Annotated in this window: 21 protein-coding genes and 1 pseudogene; 13 read left to right on the top strand and 9 right to left on the bottom strand. The window is 70.3% G+C overall.

What is annotated here, in order from left to right:
- Window positions 1–4: 4 nt before the first annotated feature.
- On the top strand, window positions 5–139 hold the full coding sequence (locus ACR68M_RS35025) for a hypothetical protein (protein WP_441248204.1): 135 nt from the start codon (window positions 5–7) through the stop codon (window positions 137–139).
- A gap of 42 nt (window positions 140–181) precedes the next feature.
- Here the strand turns inward: ACR68M_RS35025 and fdxA are convergent, their stop codons facing one another.
- Window positions 182–505, bottom strand: a complete 324-nt coding sequence (gene fdxA / locus ACR68M_RS35020; protein ID WP_441248203.1) for a ferredoxin — start codon at window positions 503–505, stop codon at window positions 182–184.
- Between the two features lie 95 nt (window positions 506–600).
- Here fdxA and soxR point away from each other — a divergent pair, with 95 nt between their 5' ends.
- The gene (gene soxR, locus ACR68M_RS35015) at window positions 601–1,065 is read left to right on the top strand and encodes a redox-sensitive transcriptional activator SoxR (protein ID WP_441248202.1); all 465 of its coding nucleotides are present in this window, start codon (window positions 601–603) and stop codon (window positions 1,063–1,065) included.
- A gap of 197 nt (window positions 1,066–1,262) precedes the next feature.
- The gene (locus tag ACR68M_RS35010) at window positions 1,263–1,610 is read left to right on the top strand and encodes a hypothetical protein (RefSeq protein ID WP_441248201.1); all 348 of its coding nucleotides are present in this window, start codon (window positions 1,263–1,265) and stop codon (window positions 1,608–1,610) included.
- Window positions 1,611–2,269: 659 nt separating this feature from the next.
- On the opposite strand, the gene ACR68M_RS35005 is transcribed toward ACR68M_RS35010, so the two are convergent.
- Entirely contained in the window at window positions 2,270–3,169 is a 900-nt protein-coding gene (locus ACR68M_RS35005; RefSeq protein WP_441248200.1) for an aminoglycoside phosphotransferase family protein, read from the bottom strand.
- Window positions 3,170–3,250: 81 nt separating this feature from the next.
- Here ACR68M_RS35005 and ACR68M_RS35000 point away from each other — a divergent pair.
- Together ACR68M_RS35000 and ACR68M_RS34995 are read left to right on the top strand one after the other, a co-directional pair.
- Window positions 3,251–3,340 (top strand): annotated as a pseudogene (locus ACR68M_RS35000) (TetR family transcriptional regulator); the annotation flags it as partial.
- 111 nt (window positions 3,341–3,451) lie between these two features.
- The gene (locus ACR68M_RS34995; protein ID WP_441251813.1) at window positions 3,452–3,805 is read left to right on the top strand and encodes a hypothetical protein; all 354 of its coding nucleotides are present in this window, start codon (window positions 3,452–3,454) and stop codon (window positions 3,803–3,805) included.
- Between the two features lie 160 nt (window positions 3,806–3,965).
- On the opposite strand, the gene ACR68M_RS34990 is transcribed toward ACR68M_RS34995, so the two are convergent.
- The 6 genes from ACR68M_RS34990 to ACR68M_RS34965 form a co-directional block, all read right to left on the bottom strand.
- Window positions 3,966–4,538 (bottom strand): hypothetical protein, encoded by a 573-nt coding sequence (locus ACR68M_RS34990; RefSeq protein WP_441248199.1) that lies wholly within the window; start codon window positions 4,536–4,538, stop codon window positions 3,966–3,968.
- Window position 4,539: 1 nt separating this feature from the next.
- The gene (locus ACR68M_RS34985; protein ID WP_441248198.1) at window positions 4,540–4,896 is read right to left on the bottom strand and encodes a PadR family transcriptional regulator; all 357 of its coding nucleotides are present in this window, start codon (window positions 4,894–4,896) and stop codon (window positions 4,540–4,542) included.
- Between the two features lie 119 nt (window positions 4,897–5,015).
- Window positions 5,016–5,633, bottom strand: a complete 618-nt coding sequence (gene thpR, locus ACR68M_RS34980) for an RNA 2',3'-cyclic phosphodiesterase (RefSeq protein ID WP_441248197.1) — start codon at window positions 5,631–5,633, stop codon at window positions 5,016–5,018.
- 61 nt (window positions 5,634–5,694) lie between these two features.
- Window positions 5,695–6,333, bottom strand: coding sequence for a DUF6629 family protein (locus ACR68M_RS34975; protein ID WP_441248196.1), 639 nt, complete (start codon window positions 6,331–6,333; stop codon window positions 5,695–5,697).
- Window positions 6,334–6,507: 174 nt separating this feature from the next.
- A complete protein-coding gene (locus ACR68M_RS34970) occupies window positions 6,508–7,716 on the bottom strand; it encodes an FAD-dependent oxidoreductase (protein ID WP_441248195.1) in 1,209 nt (402 codons plus the stop codon).
- Complete coding sequence (locus ACR68M_RS34965) at window positions 7,713–8,003, bottom strand: hypothetical protein (protein ID WP_441248194.1); 291 nt, start codon at window positions 8,001–8,003, stop codon at window positions 7,713–7,715. The genes ACR68M_RS34970 and ACR68M_RS34965 overlap by 4 nt, the downstream gene beginning before the upstream one ends.
- Before the next feature lie 270 nt (window positions 8,004–8,273).
- On the opposite strand from ACR68M_RS34965, the gene ACR68M_RS34960 reads away from it, so the two are divergent.
- The 4 genes from ACR68M_RS34960 to ACR68M_RS34945 all read left to right on the top strand — a co-directional run bounded on the left by ACR68M_RS34960 (window position 8,274) and on the right by ACR68M_RS34945 (window position 10,232).
- Window positions 8,274–8,888 (top strand): PadR family transcriptional regulator, encoded by a 615-nt coding sequence (locus tag ACR68M_RS34960; RefSeq protein ID WP_441248193.1) that lies wholly within the window; start codon window positions 8,274–8,276, stop codon window positions 8,886–8,888.
- A 310-nt stretch (window positions 8,889–9,198) separates the two neighbouring features.
- A complete protein-coding gene (locus ACR68M_RS34955; protein WP_441248192.1) occupies window positions 9,199–9,762 on the top strand; it encodes a hypothetical protein in 564 nt (187 codons plus the stop codon).
- 56 nt (window positions 9,763–9,818) lie between these two features.
- Window positions 9,819–9,977, top strand: a complete 159-nt coding sequence (locus tag ACR68M_RS34950) for a hypothetical protein (protein WP_441248191.1) — start codon at window positions 9,819–9,821, stop codon at window positions 9,975–9,977.
- Between the two features lie 120 nt (window positions 9,978–10,097).
- Window positions 10,098–10,232: a hypothetical protein gene (locus ACR68M_RS34945; protein ID WP_441248190.1), complete on the top strand. Its 135-nt coding sequence runs from the start codon at window positions 10,098–10,100 to the stop codon at window positions 10,230–10,232.
- A gap of 42 nt (window positions 10,233–10,274) precedes the next feature.
- Here ACR68M_RS34945 and ACR68M_RS34940 read toward each other — a convergent pair whose 3' ends face one another.
- Window positions 10,275–10,919 (bottom strand): dihydrofolate reductase family protein, encoded by a 645-nt coding sequence (locus ACR68M_RS34940; RefSeq protein ID WP_441248189.1) that lies wholly within the window; start codon window positions 10,917–10,919, stop codon window positions 10,275–10,277.
- Window positions 10,920–11,124: 205 nt separating this feature from the next.
- Between ACR68M_RS34940 and ACR68M_RS34935 the strand changes: the two genes are divergently transcribed.
- The 4 genes from ACR68M_RS34935 (at window position 11,125) to ACR68M_RS34920 (ending at window position 14,008) form a co-directional block, all read left to right on the top strand.
- Window positions 11,125–11,481 (top strand): VOC family protein, encoded by a 357-nt coding sequence (locus tag ACR68M_RS34935; RefSeq protein ID WP_441248188.1) that lies wholly within the window; start codon window positions 11,125–11,127, stop codon window positions 11,479–11,481.
- 946 nt (window positions 11,482–12,427) lie between these two features.
- Window positions 12,428–13,093: a hypothetical protein gene (locus tag ACR68M_RS34930; protein ID WP_441248187.1), complete on the top strand. Its 666-nt coding sequence runs from the start codon at window positions 12,428–12,430 to the stop codon at window positions 13,091–13,093.
- A 12-nt stretch (window positions 13,094–13,105) separates the two neighbouring features.
- Window positions 13,106–13,291, top strand: a complete 186-nt coding sequence (locus ACR68M_RS34925; protein ID WP_441248186.1) for a DUF1737 domain-containing protein — start codon at window positions 13,106–13,108, stop codon at window positions 13,289–13,291.
- Between the two features lie 399 nt (window positions 13,292–13,690).
- A complete protein-coding gene (locus ACR68M_RS34920; protein ID WP_441248185.1) occupies window positions 13,691–14,008 on the top strand; it encodes a hypothetical protein in 318 nt (105 codons plus the stop codon).
- Window positions 14,009–14,024: the final 16 nt, after the last annotated feature.

Here is a 14,024-nt window from a genome sequence, read left to right as displayed (position 1 = left end):
CTAGGTGCCGCCTGCCGAGACGATGGCGTACCAGCTCCTCGGCCCCGGCGGACGGCAGGCGGCGGCGCCGGCCGTGTACGGCGGCTGGGCCCGCTCCTGCGGACTGCGGATCGTGCGGGCGCCCGACGGTGGGCGCTGATCCGGCAAGGTCCGAAGGAGCGTGCCCGGTGCCCCCGGTGGGTCAGACGGTGTCCTGGGCGGGCAGTGCCGCCACCATCGGGTGGTCCTTCTTGATCAGGCCGACCTTCGCGCTGCCGCCGGGGGAGCCGAGGCCGGCGAAGAACTCGGCGTTCGCCGTGTTGAACGGCCTCCACGGCTGCGGGGTGTCGTCCTCGAAGTAGATCGCCTCGACCGGGCAGACCGGCTCACAGGCACCGCAGTCGACGCACTCGTCGGGGTGGACGTAGAGCATCCGCTCCCCCTCGTAGATGCAGTCGACGGGGCATTCGTCCAGGCAAGCTCTGTCCTTGACGTCCACACAGGGCAGGGCGATCACAAACGTCATCGGGCTGCCTTCCTCTCCGGTTCGGTGCTGTTTCCTGCTCTGACGCAGCCGACCGTAGGGCCTCAAGTAAACTTGAGGTCAAGAGGAGGTGGTACATGACGACCCGTCATGCCGAAGGTGCCAATGCCACCCCAGACGACTGGCTGAGCATCGGCGAGGTCAGCGCGCGGACCGGGGTGGCGGTGTCCGCCCTGCGGTTCTACGAGGAACTCGGCCTGATCGCGTCCGGACGCGACGAGCGCAACCAGCGCCGCTACCCCCGGCACATGCTGCGCCGGGTCGCCCTGATCTCGGTGGCGAAACGGATCGGCATCCCGCTGCAGGACCTCCAGGAGGCGTTCGCCGACGTACCGCTGGACCGGCCGCCGAGCCACCACGAGTGGCAACGCGCCTCACGCGGCTGGAAGCGCCGCCTGGAGGAGCGCCGGCAGACCATCGAACGGCTCGAGGCCGAACTCACGGGGTGCATCGGCTGCGGCTGCCTCTCGATGAAGGCCTGCGCCCTGCTGAACCCCGGCGACACACTCGCCGAGGACGGCACCGGACCCCGGCGCCTGTAGCGGGCCGCGGGTCCAGGCCCTCGCCCTCCGGGTCCTGCCGGACCAGTGCACGGCTCCCCCGCCCTCTGAGGGCCGGAGTCCCCCAGCCGCGCGAACACGGCCCGGGGGCGACGGGGCCTTCTGCTGCGGATGGGCCGCGCCGCCCTGTGGCACGATTGCGCGGACCGTAGTCAGCCAAGTGCAGAGATGGTGGTCCCGTGACCGAGAACGACGTGTCGGGCATGAAGTCGGCCGACGAACGCTCCGAAGCAGCTCAGAAATCCGAAGAGGCCACGACCGTCGGAACTCTGACGATCCGGTACATCGGCGACACCCCGGTGATCACACTCAACAACGGCACAGCCGTTCCTGACGAGATCGTCGTTGTGGACACGCAGGGGAATCCCGTCGCCCGCTACACAAGCAGTGCACTGCCCGCTGACCCCGCCACCCGCACCCAAGTCCAGCCCGAGCCCCGCAACGCGGTCGCCAGCGCGTCGTCCGCCAGCGGTGGCGCCACAGCCGTCGCCACGGCCGTCGCCTCCCCGGGCGGCGGCACCCGCTGACCTCGGCGACTTCGTGCCCGGCCGAGTCGCGTCGGGTGCCAAGTACCCGTGCCCAGTCGCAACAGGCGCGGACGTAGCGGACGGTGCCGTGGCGGCCCGCACCGACCTGGACCTCGGCGAGGGGGGAGCGGCTCCGCGAGCCAGTGCACCGGCGTCGCCAGGCCCGGCGGTCTCCGGGCGCAGCCGTCCGGTGGTGGGGTCGGTGATCCGGCGGGCCTGGCAGGTGGCGAGGCGGGGTGAGGTGGTGGCCTGGTGGCCATCGGGCAGCTCGACCAGGATCGCCTACGGTCGGTGCGGTGGGCCGCTGCAACCGATCAGTGCGGCACCGAGGGTTGGTTGGCAGGAGGTCGCGCTACCAGCACAGCCCCTCCCCACGGTCGCCGGCCGGGACGCCTGGCTTCCACGCTGGCCACACCGAGGCGGACAGCCTGCGTGCCCTTCTACACACACGCTCCGACTGCGAGCTGAGAGTCACAGCCGTCAACGTCGATGCCAACTGACCGAGAACGCCGCCCTGCGCGAGCAGTCCGCCAGCCGGTCCGCCGCCATCGTTCCGATCACCTGCACCACCCGTGCCCGTCTTCGGTAAGCGTGCCGTTCAGATCCGGGGGGGTCGGCACCATCGCCGGGCGCGAGGTCGCCATGCACTTGTGTGCGCCTCAAAGATCCTTCAGGAGGCGGTCAAGTGCCGACCGGCCTGCGGCCCCCCACTCCGGCTTGCCGCCGAGCAGACCCCGGTCCCCGTTCTGGCCCATCAACATCAGGAACAGGCTCTTCACCACGGCCAGCCCACGGGCCCGTCGCACCGCCGCCTCATCCGCCTGCGCGTAGCTGCCGAAGAACCGCGCGGCGCCACCCGCGGGGAGCAGCAGCCAGGCGGCCGTGAGGTCCCATGCCGGGTCGCCCGCGAAGAGTGCGCCGAAGTCGACAATGCCCGCCAAGGTCCCGTCCGCGACGACGACGTTCGCGGGATGCAGGTCACCGTGCACCCACACTCGCGGGCCCGCCCAGTCGGGAGCCGCGACCGCGTCGTCCCACACGGCCCTGAGGTCCTTCGCGGGGACGGGGCCGAGGTCCACGGCCTGCAGGAAGTGCTCGAAGCCCTCCGTACAGTCCCTGGGGTGAGCGCCGAAGTCCGAGGCTTTGGGTGCGTCGGCGGGGGCCTCGACGTGGAGTGCCTTGAGGAAGGCCGCCAGGGTGTCGGCCGCGTGGCCGGTACGGGTGATGGAGCCGTGATCCAGCGGTGTGCCCTCGACCCAGGTCATGACGGTCCAGATTTTGGGGAACCGCTCGGACGGTGCGCCGTCCCGCACCGGGGTCGGGATCGGAAGTGGTAGGCGCGGGGCCAGCACCGGCAGCCAGCGGCGCTCCTTGAGCTGAGTCTCGGGAGAGTTGTCCATTCGCTGCATCCGGACGGTCAACTCGTCCCCGAGCCGCCACATCTGGTTGCCCCAGCCGCCCGCCACCTCACGGATCGGCAACTCGGCCAAGTCGGGGTGCTGTTCCCGCAGCAGGGCGCGGACCAGACCTTCGCTGATCTCGATCTCGGATTCGATCATGAGGAGTCACGGTAGTTCAGCTGGGCGGAGCGGACCTGCCTTTTGGGAGATCCAGTGCACCGGTCCCGATCCGTGTCGTCCGGGTCAGCTGCACGGCAGACGGCCCCCGGAGTCGGCAGACAGACCATCTACCGCTGCTGGCCCAGCAAAGCGGCCGTCATCCTCGAAGCCCGTAACAAGGGCGGGCAAGAACGCCTCGACCCGGACAACACCACCTCGGGACACGAGTGCCCGGTGGACGTGGGGTTCGATAGCCTCCGGGTGAGGAGAAGGGGGCAGCAGATGCAGCCAGAGACGACGGCTGAGCAGGACGACAGATGGTGGGCACCGGGGCTGATCAGCACCGCACTGCTGCCGGTGTGGTGCGTCGGTTTCATGATCGTGAATGCCATCGCCACACTTGCCAAGTTCGGTGACACCGGCTGCGACGACGGCTCCGGGGGCTGCATGGGGCCGGGCCACGGAACCAAAGTCCTGGTGTTCGCCATAGTGGGCACGGCCGCGCTGATCTCCCTCGCCACCTGGCTGATGCCTCGCCGGAAGCAACTCCGGGCGCTGCGCTGGCTGTTGACGTGGACGAGCCTCCTGCTCGGCCTGGGAATCCAGTTCATCGCCGCGAGTTCACCCTCGCACTGAGCCCCCCTCGGCACCGGGTGCACAACCCAGAAGCAGATGGACCGTCACGCAGCACAAGAACGCCGCCGAGCCCGCGAAGCGTAGTGCACCTCGGCGGTTCGACCAGGCGGCGGCCCGGCCGCCCCGAGATCGTCAGGGCGGCGGTCGGCCGCCGGCGGGGTCAGAGTGCCAGGCCGTCCGTCGTGGACCCGGCCGGTCGTTGGTTTCGGCGGCTCGGCAGGGCCCGCCACAGGCGGCCGCAGGCGACCGCTCCGGCCACCAGGAGGACGTACACGAGGGGCGTCCATGCTCCCCCGATGTGGGTGGCCTGGCCCTGGTGGAAGTCGAAGGTGAGCGAGCTCTGCAGCCAGGAGACGCCGCTCCAGGTGAAAGTGCCCTCGGCGTGTGCTTGGGCGGCGGTGATGGCCTGTTGGTAGGCGTTCGCCGCCTCGCTCAGGAAGAAGTTGAGCACCAGCGGTGTGGTGAACAGGAAGAGTGCGGCGGCGATCCAGGAGTGCCGCGGCCCCTCGCCGAGTTCGGCGTCCAGGTACTGCCCGGCAAGTTCCCGGGCACTGCCGATCCGGCGTACCGCCTCGGCGGCGCCGACTTCCGCGGCGGCGGTCAGCAGGTTGGCGCGGACCTCGCGTCGGTGGGCGACGCGGGTCCGGGTGGGCAGGTCGTACAGGCGCTGGTCGAGCGACCAGACGAGCCGTTCGACGCGCAGCCGGTCGAGCCAGGTGACGGTGTGCGGCATCTCAGGAACCCTTCGGTGGCATGGCGGGCACGGGGCGGGACAGGACGGCGTCGACACCGGCGACGTGCCGGGCCCAGCCGACGGCACCGGCCGCCAGGGCCTCGTGCCCGGCGGCGGTCAGCCGGTAGTACTTGCGCGCCGGGCCGCTGGAGGAGGCGACCAGCCGGGAGGCCAGCCGCTCCTCACGTTCGAGCCGGGCCAGGGCTGGATACACCGTGCCCTCCAGGACGTCGGTGAATCCGGCGCCCTGCAGGCGCTGGACCACCTCGTACCCGTACGACTCCTGTTCGGCCAGCAGGTGCAGCAGGAGGAGCGACAGGACGCCTTTGAGCAGTTGCGGGTCATGGCTGGAGGTCACAAGTACCAGACTGTCTCTGGTACTCGGCGATGTCAAGTAGCGACGAACGGCGGTCCTCCCCTACGGCCGAGGAGAGGATGAAGCCGAGCCCGTCTGCGGGGCTCCAGCGGCACCGCCGTCTACGGCTCGGTGGGCCAGCTGCAGCCCTCGGCGCGGGTGGCGGCTCCGAATCGCCAGGCCTCGATGTCGCGGTAGCGGATCAGCCCAGGACCGCGGCCAATGTTGCTGCCGACCAGGTGGAGACGGTCGGTCCGCCACAGCCGGCCCACGAACCCGCCGAGCCCGGCAGCGGCCTGCGGCACGCCGACGAGATCGCTTCGGCTCGACCGGGCCAGGGTCAGATGCGGGTGCAGCGGGCGGTCCCTGAACTCGATCCCGCAGGATCTGACCAGGGCCCGGATGTCGGCGGCGAGCAGGTGCAGCCCCTCCAGGTCCCCGTCGATCCCGCTCCACAGCAGCCGCTCGTCGAAGTGACCGCCGCCGCGCAGCCCCAGTTGCAGGGCCGGGTAGGACGCCGCCCGAGCAGCCAGTGCCGACCGCAGCAGGGGCACTGCCGTGGACGGCAGTTCACCGAGGAAGGCCAGGGTGATGTGCCAGTCCTCGATCCGGTTCCACCGCAGCTGCGGGTGCGCGGCGTAGGCGGGCTGCAAGGCCTGGTCCAGTTCGTCCTTCGCGTCGTCGGGCGGGGCCAGCGCCACGAAGACGCGGAGGGTCGAACGCTCGAGATGATGGTCCACAAGGGACTTTTAGCACCCCGGCCCGTGCTCCCGGTACCCCGGGCCGGGGGCGCACCGTTGGTCAAGGCAGGGGCCGGCCGGCCCAGCGCAGCAGTACGAGCGTGGCGCACGCACTGAGGGCGCACCAGGTCGACACGAAGGCCAACCGGTACAGCACGTAGCAGACGGCCGCGCCCACGCCGACGAGGACGCCCAGCAGCCTCAGCACCCGGTCGCCACCGAGCAGGAAAGCACCGACCGTGGCGAGGAGGTAACCGGCCACCAGGACGCCGGCGCTCTGCGGCGCGCCGACCCCGTACCTGAGCACGTGGCCGTGGACCTCGGCGGTGACCGGGCTGGTCGCCACCACCACCGCGAGGAGCACCGCGATGGTGACGCCCGTCAGCGCGAGCGCCGCGCGCCACCGCTGGGCGGTGCTGCCGAAGGCTGGTGGCCCCGCACTGCACCACACGCCCACCGACACCAACGCCGGCAGCAGCGGCAGGGCGACCACGGCCCAGGCCGTCCGTGCCCACCGCACCGTATCGGGGTGGTCCGCGCCCGACCAGACCACAGCCTCGATCAGCTGGTGCACACCCAGCAGCAACGGGAGCGCGGCCAGCGGTACGTCCCGCGCCCGCCGCACCCGTGCCAGGCACCACACCCCGAGCCCGGAGACGACCGTCCCCGCCACGAGATCGGCCTCGGCACTCCAGCACACCCCGGCCTCCCGCTGTGGATTCGTGGCAACCGCACCGGGCGCACCGGGCGGGCCCTCTCCCCCGATCGTCGTGGCAGCCGCTCGCTGCTGCGGCTGCCACGCCGACACGGCCACCGGGATCCTCCCCACGGCCGTAACGCCAGAGGCGGTGGGCGGTGGGCGGTGGGCTGGAGTTCAGGTGCGCGGGGCCGCCTGCGCGTTCCAGTCGATGTGGTGGTCGAACTGCCAGGCCGTCTTCTCCGGGTTGATCAGCTTCATGGCCGCCGGCATCACGAGGTCGCGCAGTGCGCGGCCGACCGGGCCCGCGGTCTTGTTGCTGTTCGTGCGGGCGCCGAGTTTGATGATGCGTTCGACGCGGGGGCGGCGCAGTTGCTCGTACGTCGAGAAGGCCTGGTCGTAGGGCAGGTCCCGGAGGCAGCGCGCCAGTTCGACGGCGCTTTCGACCGCGATGGAGGCACCCTGCCCGGAGCTGGACGAGGCGGCGTGGGCCGCGTCGCCGATCAGGGCCATTCGGCTGCGGGTCCAGGTCGGGACTCTCGGCATGTTCTCCATCGGGCCGGTGATGAGGAGTTGGTCGGGGTCGGTCCGGCTGATCATGTCGAGGGCGGGGGTGCGGTCGTCGGTGAAGGCGGCCTTGAGGGTACGCATCCACTCGTTCGCGCCGACCGCTGCGGCTTCGGCGCCTGTCATCGGGAGGACGTGGGGCAGGTTCACGAACCACACCGCCGAGGCGTCGTCGAAGACCTGGTAGCCGAAGAAGGCGCGCTTGCCGAAGCACAGGTACATGACGCCGTTGGTGGAGGGAAGTCCGGATCGGTGCAGCCGGGCTCCGAAGCAGACCAGCCCGGCGTAGTTCGGCTGTGGCGCGGCGGGGTCGATGAGGGGGCGGACCGTGGAGCGGATGCCGTCGGCGCCGATCAGGATGTCGGCGTCGGCCTGCGTCCCGTCCGCGAAGTGCGCGGTGACACCGGAGTCGGTGTCCGTCACGTCGGTCAACCGCTTGCCGTGGTGGATCGGCACCGACCGGCGCTCCGCCTCGTCGTAGATCGCGCGGTAGAGATTGGCGCGCCAGACGAACTGCATCGACGGGAGGCGGGAGGGCGGGGCGAACTGTGCGAGGTGCTTGCCCGTCCAGCTCCGGAGGCCCATCGCGGTGACCGGTGTGCCGACGGCACGGACGAGGTCGCCCGCGCCGATCGCGTCGAGGGCGTTCTGGCCGTTCGGGGCGATGGTCATGCCGCCGCCGGCCCCGTCGGCCGTGGAGTCGTACGCCTCGTAGACGGCGGCCTCGATGCCTGCCTGGCGGAGGGCCATCGCGGCGACGGGCCCCGCGACACCGCCGCCGATGACAAGCGCTGTGCGGGCTCTGCTCGTACGGGTCATGACTGGTACCCCCTGGTCGGGTCGTCGATCGTCGGCATGCCGCCGGTCCGGTGGGCGCGGAGCAGATCCTGGACGTATGCCCGGGAGCACATCGCCGACAGGACCGCGATGCCACCGCGGTGGATGCGGATCTCGCTGTTGGTCGCAGAGCCGGACAGCCGGATACGGCGGCCGGTCCCCTTGCCGTCGGCGGATGAGGACCAGGAGTCCTTGATCTTGCCGCGGGCGGTCCACCTCAGGCTCCGGCTGTCGATGGCGGTGCTGTCGTCGACGAGCAGCTTGACCATGGCCCGGTCCGTGTCGATGTGAATCGCGATGTCATCGGGGAGGCCGGGGAACGGAGGTCGAGGACAGCGGCCCCATGGCGGGCCCTGACCGCGAAGCGGCCGGCCTCGGTCCACCTCCCCAGGTGCTTGACGAGGTCGTGGTCGCAGTGGATGCGCTCGGTGATGGGCATCTCGGTGGTTCCTCTCTGGGCGGTGTTGCACCGACGATTTGATAGTTGCACTGCAACTAGTCTCACGTCAACTAGTCCTGCTGGGGCTAAACTGAAGTCCATGACGTCCTCCGCTCCGCGCAGCTCCCCCCTCGCCCTGACCGTCCTGGCCCTGCTGCACTACAAGCCGCTGCACCCGTACGGCATCCAGCGCCTGGTCAAGGACTGGGGCAAGGAGCAGGTCGTCAACGTCCGCCAGCGCGCGAGCCTCTACCGCACGATCGAGCGCCTCGACGGCGACGGGCTGATCGCGGTACGCGAGACGGAGCGCGACCAGCAGTACCCCGAGCGGACCGTCTACGAAGTCACCGACGCGGGGCGTGAGACCGCCCGCGCCTGGCTGGAGGAGATGCTCTCCACCCCGAAACACGAGTTCCCGGAGTTCCCGGCCGCCCTGTCGAATCTGCTGCTGCTCACGCCGGAGGAGATTGCGAACGCACTGGAGCGCAGGGCCGACGCACTCGCGCAGCAGCTCGACGCACTGGAAGCGGCCTTGGCCGCAGAGGCGGGCCAGGGGCTGCCGCGCATCACCCGCCTGGAGAGCGAGTACCTGCGAGCCGTGACGGCCGCGGAGCTGGAGTGGGTGCGGGCAGTGGTCGAAGACCTGCGGGCCGGCGGGCTCGCCTGGTCGAAGGACCACCTCGACGCCCTCGCGGCGGAGCTGGCGCAGCAGTGAGCCCGCCCCGGAGTTCCGGGGCAGCCTGAAGCACCGCGCTCTCGCGCAGTGAATCCTCAGCAGCCCGGCCGGGGCCGGTTGGTGGCCGGGACGGGCCCAGCGCTGTTCACGTCCCGGGGGTCCGGCAGACTGTCCCGGCTGGTCGGTCGAGGGAGAGCAGATGGGCAACGGAAGCAGCGGTGGACGGGGTTCCGCGAAGCCTCGCCGCAAGGTCGCGCCTGCCGCGTCCCGACCTCAGGTCACGCCCAGGGCAGCACGGAGCGCAGGACGAGCATCCGGGATGTCACCTCGCCTGGTCACACGCCTGAGCGTGACGACCGCGATCGTCACCCCCTGCGCCCTGGTGGGCCTGGCGTTCCTCGCCGGCAACCCGGACTACGGCGTGCTCGGCATGATCCTGGGAACCGTGGTGCTGATCGCCGGCCTGGCAGTGGTGGCGGCGCTGCGGCCCACCTGGTGGCTGATCGGCCCGGCCCTGGTGCTGGAGATAGGCCTGCTGGTGGCGTCCGGCCCGGCGATCCGGGCCGAGGTGCTGGCGCTGCGGGGAGAGCGCACTGCGGTCGTGGTGACCACCGCGCACAGCTCCAAGGACAAGACCGGACGGGTGTCCTGGACATGCGACCTGCGCCGCGCGGACGGCCGACCGCTGCCGCACCCGACCCTGGCGGGCTACGCGGGCTGCTCCGGCCCCTACGACGTCGGCCGGACCGAGGACATGCTGGTCGACCCGGACGGCTGGATACCACCCCGCTCCTCCCGCATCGACCGCGCAGGCCTCAACGAGGGGCTCGCCCTGCTGGGCGCAGCAGGCGCGCTCTTCGCCGGCCTGGCCATCACCGCCGGGCGGCTGCACCTGCGCGCCACCGGCCGCTGACCTGACGCCGGGCCCCCGACTGCGGCAGAGCACCACCTGCACCGAGACGAGAGGACGTGGCAGGCGACCTCAGCCCCGGTGTCGCCACCGGATCTGTGGTCACCGACGGCCTGCGCGTCCGGGATGACCTGACCTCCGCCCTCCTGACCTGCCAGATCTGCCGAAACTGGCACCCGATCGAGAACTTTCCCTTCGATCAGCAGGCCAAAGTCTGAACAGATCGGAAATTGCAAGGTGCGAGCTCGATTTTGGTGTAGAATCTGAAACACCGAGGGCGGTCCGAGGGACTGGCGTCACCATGACGCCAGCGGGCCACCCGCCATAGGGGGATCACCATGACGTACCACCTCGAAGCAGCACGGGCGACGATCGACAACCGCCTGCGTGAAGCCGAGAACTACCGCCTCGCGCGCGCCCTCCGGCGCAAGAACCGCACCACGCGCCCCACCCGGCGCGCCCGCCAGGCCTGACCGCGCGGAGAACAGCAGGGGCAGCGCACCACCGCGGCAGCTTCAGCTGTCGTGCCCGAGACCGCGGTCGGGTGCGCTCATGTCCCCCGTCCGGGGCGTGCCGTCGGCGAGCCCGTAGCGCAGGTAGACGGTGCCGTTGGGGCTGGCTACCGGCGGTTCCAGCAGGGTGACGTTCGTCGGCACCGTGCCACCGTCGAACACCTTCTTCCCGACGCCGAGCACGATCGGGTGCACCCAGAGGTCGAGACGGTCGAAGAGCTTCTCGCGCAGGAGCGTCTGGACCAGGTTCAGGCTCCCGACGACCTTCACATGCTCATGCCGGTCACGGATCTCGCGCACGGCCCCGGCCAGATCCGGGCCGAGCTGGGTGGACCCGGCCCACGGGAGGTCGGGCCTGCCGCGCGAGGCCACGTACTTCGGGACGCTGTTGAAGAGCGTGGCGATCTTGTTGTCCTCGCCGCCCTTCTGGTGCGGCCAGTAGGCGGAGAAGATGTCGTACGTCCGCCGGCCGAGCAGGAGAGCGTCCGTGTCCTCGTACGCGGCGCCGATCTGCCCCCCGGTGGTCTCCTCCAGCAGAGGTGCCTGCCAGCCCCCGAACGGGAACCCCTCCGGGTCCTCGTCGGGGCCGCCGGGCGACTGCCCGACCAGATCCAGGGTCGCGAACATCTCGATGTGGATGAGGCCCATGCCTTAACTCCCGATTCCTCGAAGAGCACCTGCCGGCCGATCTTGAGGCGCACAGCACAGTGCCCTGCCATCGCTACTGGGCCGGGACGCCGCACCGGCACTACCGCTCACGATAATTCACGGACCACGTCCAAACCGGGCAACCGACCCACGCCTCGTCGACGAGTACCGCCGGGACGACTCGAAGGACTGCTAGCTTGAACAGATGATCACCGGCGCGCACACGATCATCTACGCGAGCGACCCCGAGGCGGCACGCGCCTTCCTCCGCGACGTACTCGGGTTCCCGCACGTCGACGCCGGGGCAGGCTGGCTCGTCTTCAAGGCCCCACCGGCCGAACTGGCTGTGCACCCGGCCGACCCGCACGCCACCGGCGGCTCCGATCTGTTCCTGATGTGTGACGACCTCGCCGCCACGGTCGCCGACCTGAAGGCCAAGGGCGTCGAGTTCACCACCGACGTCACCGAACAACGCTGGGGCCTCGTCACCACCCTCGCTGTGCCGGGCGCGGGCACCCTCGGGCTGTACCAGCCGAAGCACGACACCGCGTACGACCTCTGACGCAGCCTCATCCGCCGCCGGGCAGGTGTCCACCGCCAGGCATCAGCGCTCGGGCCATCAGTGCTTGGGGCCGCCGGCCTGGTCCGGGCCCTGGCTCTGCGGCAACTTCTGCGCGGTGTTCTCGTCGAGGACCGCCCGGCCTCCCAGCGGCTGGCTCAGGTCGGCCGACACCTGCTGGAGTTTGGCCAGCGCCGCCCGCCTGCCCGGTCGACTGAGGCTCCGTCACCACCACCTTGGCCAGCACCGTGCCCGGCTTCGACTCGTTCAGGTTCAGCCCGCACTTCTCGCAGATCCCGCCGTAGAACGTCACCGTCAGCCGCAGCCCGTCGATCCGGTACGACACCCCGGGGAGCTTCCCGCCCGGATCCGGCTCCCCGACCGCGATCCCCCGCGTGGGCTCCGGGGCGGAGACGCTCACGGACGCCCCGGCCGACACCGCCGCAGCGGAGCCCGGCCCCGTCGAGTCCACCGACCCACAGTCGGGCGGTTCAACTATTGTCGACAGCCGAGGCCTCCGCGTATCGGCTTTTTTGCTGCCCAACTTCAACCCACAGGAGGGAAGTTGAAGGGAATGAGGCAGTGCTGGTGAACTGGCCAGCTGACGGTTACTCAACTGTTGGAATGTGCAGGAATGTCCATATCTGCCCGCCGGCGCTCAAACGCGCTCAGGGCATGTGGTCCCAAAGGGGTCCCCAAATGGTCCCCAAGACCAAGGTCGCCGCCAGTAACCGAAATCTGGCGGGCCTTCAGCAAAGCCCCCGGCGGACCGGTTTGACTCCGCGCGAACGCCAGTGACCAGCCCGAACTTCCCTGGCCGATCAAGGTCGACTACCCACCGACTACGCCACGTGATCTTCCGGACGGTGTGTCGCGTTGAGCGTGTCCTCCCCAGCTGGGTCTGACCTGCCTCGCGCACCGCCCCGCACGCTCTGCCGACACCCCCGACGTGGCGACGACCTTGGACTCAAGGCTCACCGAGTTCGAGAAGGAGAAGCTGATGGGACGGCGTGCGCAGCATGGTCGGGTGTACCGGCGGTGTGGTTGTTCGGACGGGGACAGGAGGCAGTTGGGTCCGTGGTGTCCGCGGCTGGCCGGGGATGTCCGGCATGGGACGTGGACGTATGCGGTCGACGTCGCGAGGGATGAGGGCCGGCGGCGGGTCCGGCGGCGTGGCGGTTTCGCGAGCCGTGCGGAGGCGTTGCGGGAGATGAAGGCGGTGTTGGACGGTGAGCTGCGCGGGGTGTACGAGAACCGGCGCGCCACGGTCGGCAGTTACTTGCGTGAGTGGCTGGTGACCAGGCGGGTGCACCTGTCGCCGAATACCTGTGCCGGCTACGCGGCGTTCGTCGAGCGTGATCTGATCCCGGCGTTCGGCCGTCTGCGGCTGCTCGATCTGCGGCCCAAGCACATCGACGAGTGGATCGCCGCCCAACTGGAGGCCGGACGGGGCCGGGTCACCGTCTACAAGGCCGCGTCCACCCTGCGCAACGCGCTGAATGCCGCCGTCCGCTCGTGGCGGCTGCGTTACAACCCGGCCTGGCCGTCGATACCCCACTCCAGCGGACGTGACCCGATTGAGCTGGGGGGTCACGGAGGTCTGGGGCTTCCGTGAGATCCTTCGCCTATGAGCACACCGCCCGATGGCTTGCCTGTCTACCGAGTCTTGACCGGCCTGGACGATGCCGCGTTCTGCCACCGTGTGAGCGAGGCGTTGGGCCTTGGCTACGAGCTGCACGAAGGACCCGTCGTCACGTTCAACGGGGAGAACGTCATCGTCGCTCAGGCGCTGGTCTGGCCGACCCGGTCATAGGGGACTTCGAGAGCCGCGGTGATCACGGTCGGCCCATGACGTGGGAAGGACCGCACGGGTTGGGCAAGTTGTGACGTTTGCCTGGGCCCGTACGGCCTGTTTCCATCCTGCCCTGTCCGTGGTCTCCCGCGCACACTTCGGCGAGTTGCTCAAGGAACTCTCCCCGCATTGGGAGGCCGCCCGCGAGTCGGCGCTGCACCAGCGACGCAGCGGGGACCGGCGCAGCGGGAGCCGGACCGAAGCAGCGGCTGGTCTTCGTCGCCCGGCTGCTGGTCACACGGATGCCCTGCGGCTTGGTCTGCCCCACGCGGCGCTCACCGAGTTGTACGGTGGACCGCTCCACCGGTCGCCGCAACGCGGGCCAGGTCTCGGGTGTCGCTGAACCACCTGCTACGCCGTGTGCGCCCGCTCCGACGCAGCGGCCGCACACCCCTCTTCGACACCATGCTGGCCATGCAGGACGATGTTCCGGTCACGCCGCCAGTCCGCTCGGCGCGGGTGCACGGCAACGGCAACGGCAACGGCACGGCCAAGTTCGACCTGTGGCTCGGCCTCACCCCCGGCCCCGGCGAGAGCCTCTGCCTGGAGCTGGAGTACGCCTCCTCGCTCCTCCCCCAGGACCAGGCGGTCGCCTTCATGAGCAGGCTCCGTGGCGTTGTGGAGCGGGCGCTCACCGAGAGCCGGTCGCCGCTCGGCCGCTTCCTCAGCCCGGTCTGATCGTCGCGGCACGGCG

This window comes from Kitasatospora sp. McL0602, from assembly GCF_052076145.1.
Taxonomy (GTDB): domain Bacteria; phylum Actinomycetota; class Actinomycetes; order Streptomycetales; family Streptomycetaceae; genus Kitasatospora.
The sequence above is the reverse complement of the archived record's forward strand: the minus strand, read 5'-3'. Positions and strand labels throughout refer to the sequence as shown.

Coding starts and splice junctions, on each gene's coding strand:
- ACR68M_RS34960 (WP_441248193.1), top strand. CDS start 8,274: ATGACGTCCTCCGCTCCGCGCAGCTCCCCCCTCGCCCTGACCGTCCTG.
- ACR68M_RS34925 (WP_441248186.1), top strand. CDS start 13,106: ATGAGCACACCGCCCGATGGCTTGCCTGTCTACCGAGTCTTGACCGGC.
- ACR68M_RS34970 (WP_441248195.1), bottom strand. CDS start 7,716: ATGACCCGTACGAGCAGAGCCCGCACAGCGCTTGTCATCGGCGGCGGT.
- fdxA (WP_441248203.1), bottom strand. CDS start 505: ATGACGTTTGTGATCGCCCTGCCCTGTGTGGACGTCAAGGACAGAGCT.
- ACR68M_RS34940 (WP_441248189.1), bottom strand. CDS start 10,919: ATGGGCCTCATCCACATCGAGATGTTCGCGACCCTGGATCTGGTCGGG.
- ACR68M_RS34965 (WP_441248194.1), bottom strand. CDS start 8,003: ATGGTCAAGCTGCTCGTCGACGACAGCACCGCCATCGACAGCCGGAGC.
- ACR68M_RS34945 (WP_441248190.1), top strand. CDS start 10,098: ATGACGTACCACCTCGAAGCAGCACGGGCGACGATCGACAACCGCCTG.
- soxR (WP_441248202.1), top strand. CDS start 601: ATGACGACCCGTCATGCCGAAGGTGCCAATGCCACCCCAGACGACTGG.
- ACR68M_RS34990 (WP_441248199.1), bottom strand. CDS start 4,538: ATGCCGCACACCGTCACCTGGCTCGACCGGCTGCGCGTCGAACGGCTC.
- ACR68M_RS35005 (WP_441248200.1), bottom strand. CDS start 3,169: ATGATCGAATCCGAGATCGAGATCAGCGAAGGTCTGGTCCGCGCCCTG.
- ACR68M_RS34995 (WP_441251813.1), top strand. CDS start 3,452: ATGCAGCCAGAGACGACGGCTGAGCAGGACGACAGATGGTGGGCACCG.
- ACR68M_RS34935 (WP_441248188.1), top strand. CDS start 11,125: ATGATCACCGGCGCGCACACGATCATCTACGCGAGCGACCCCGAGGCG.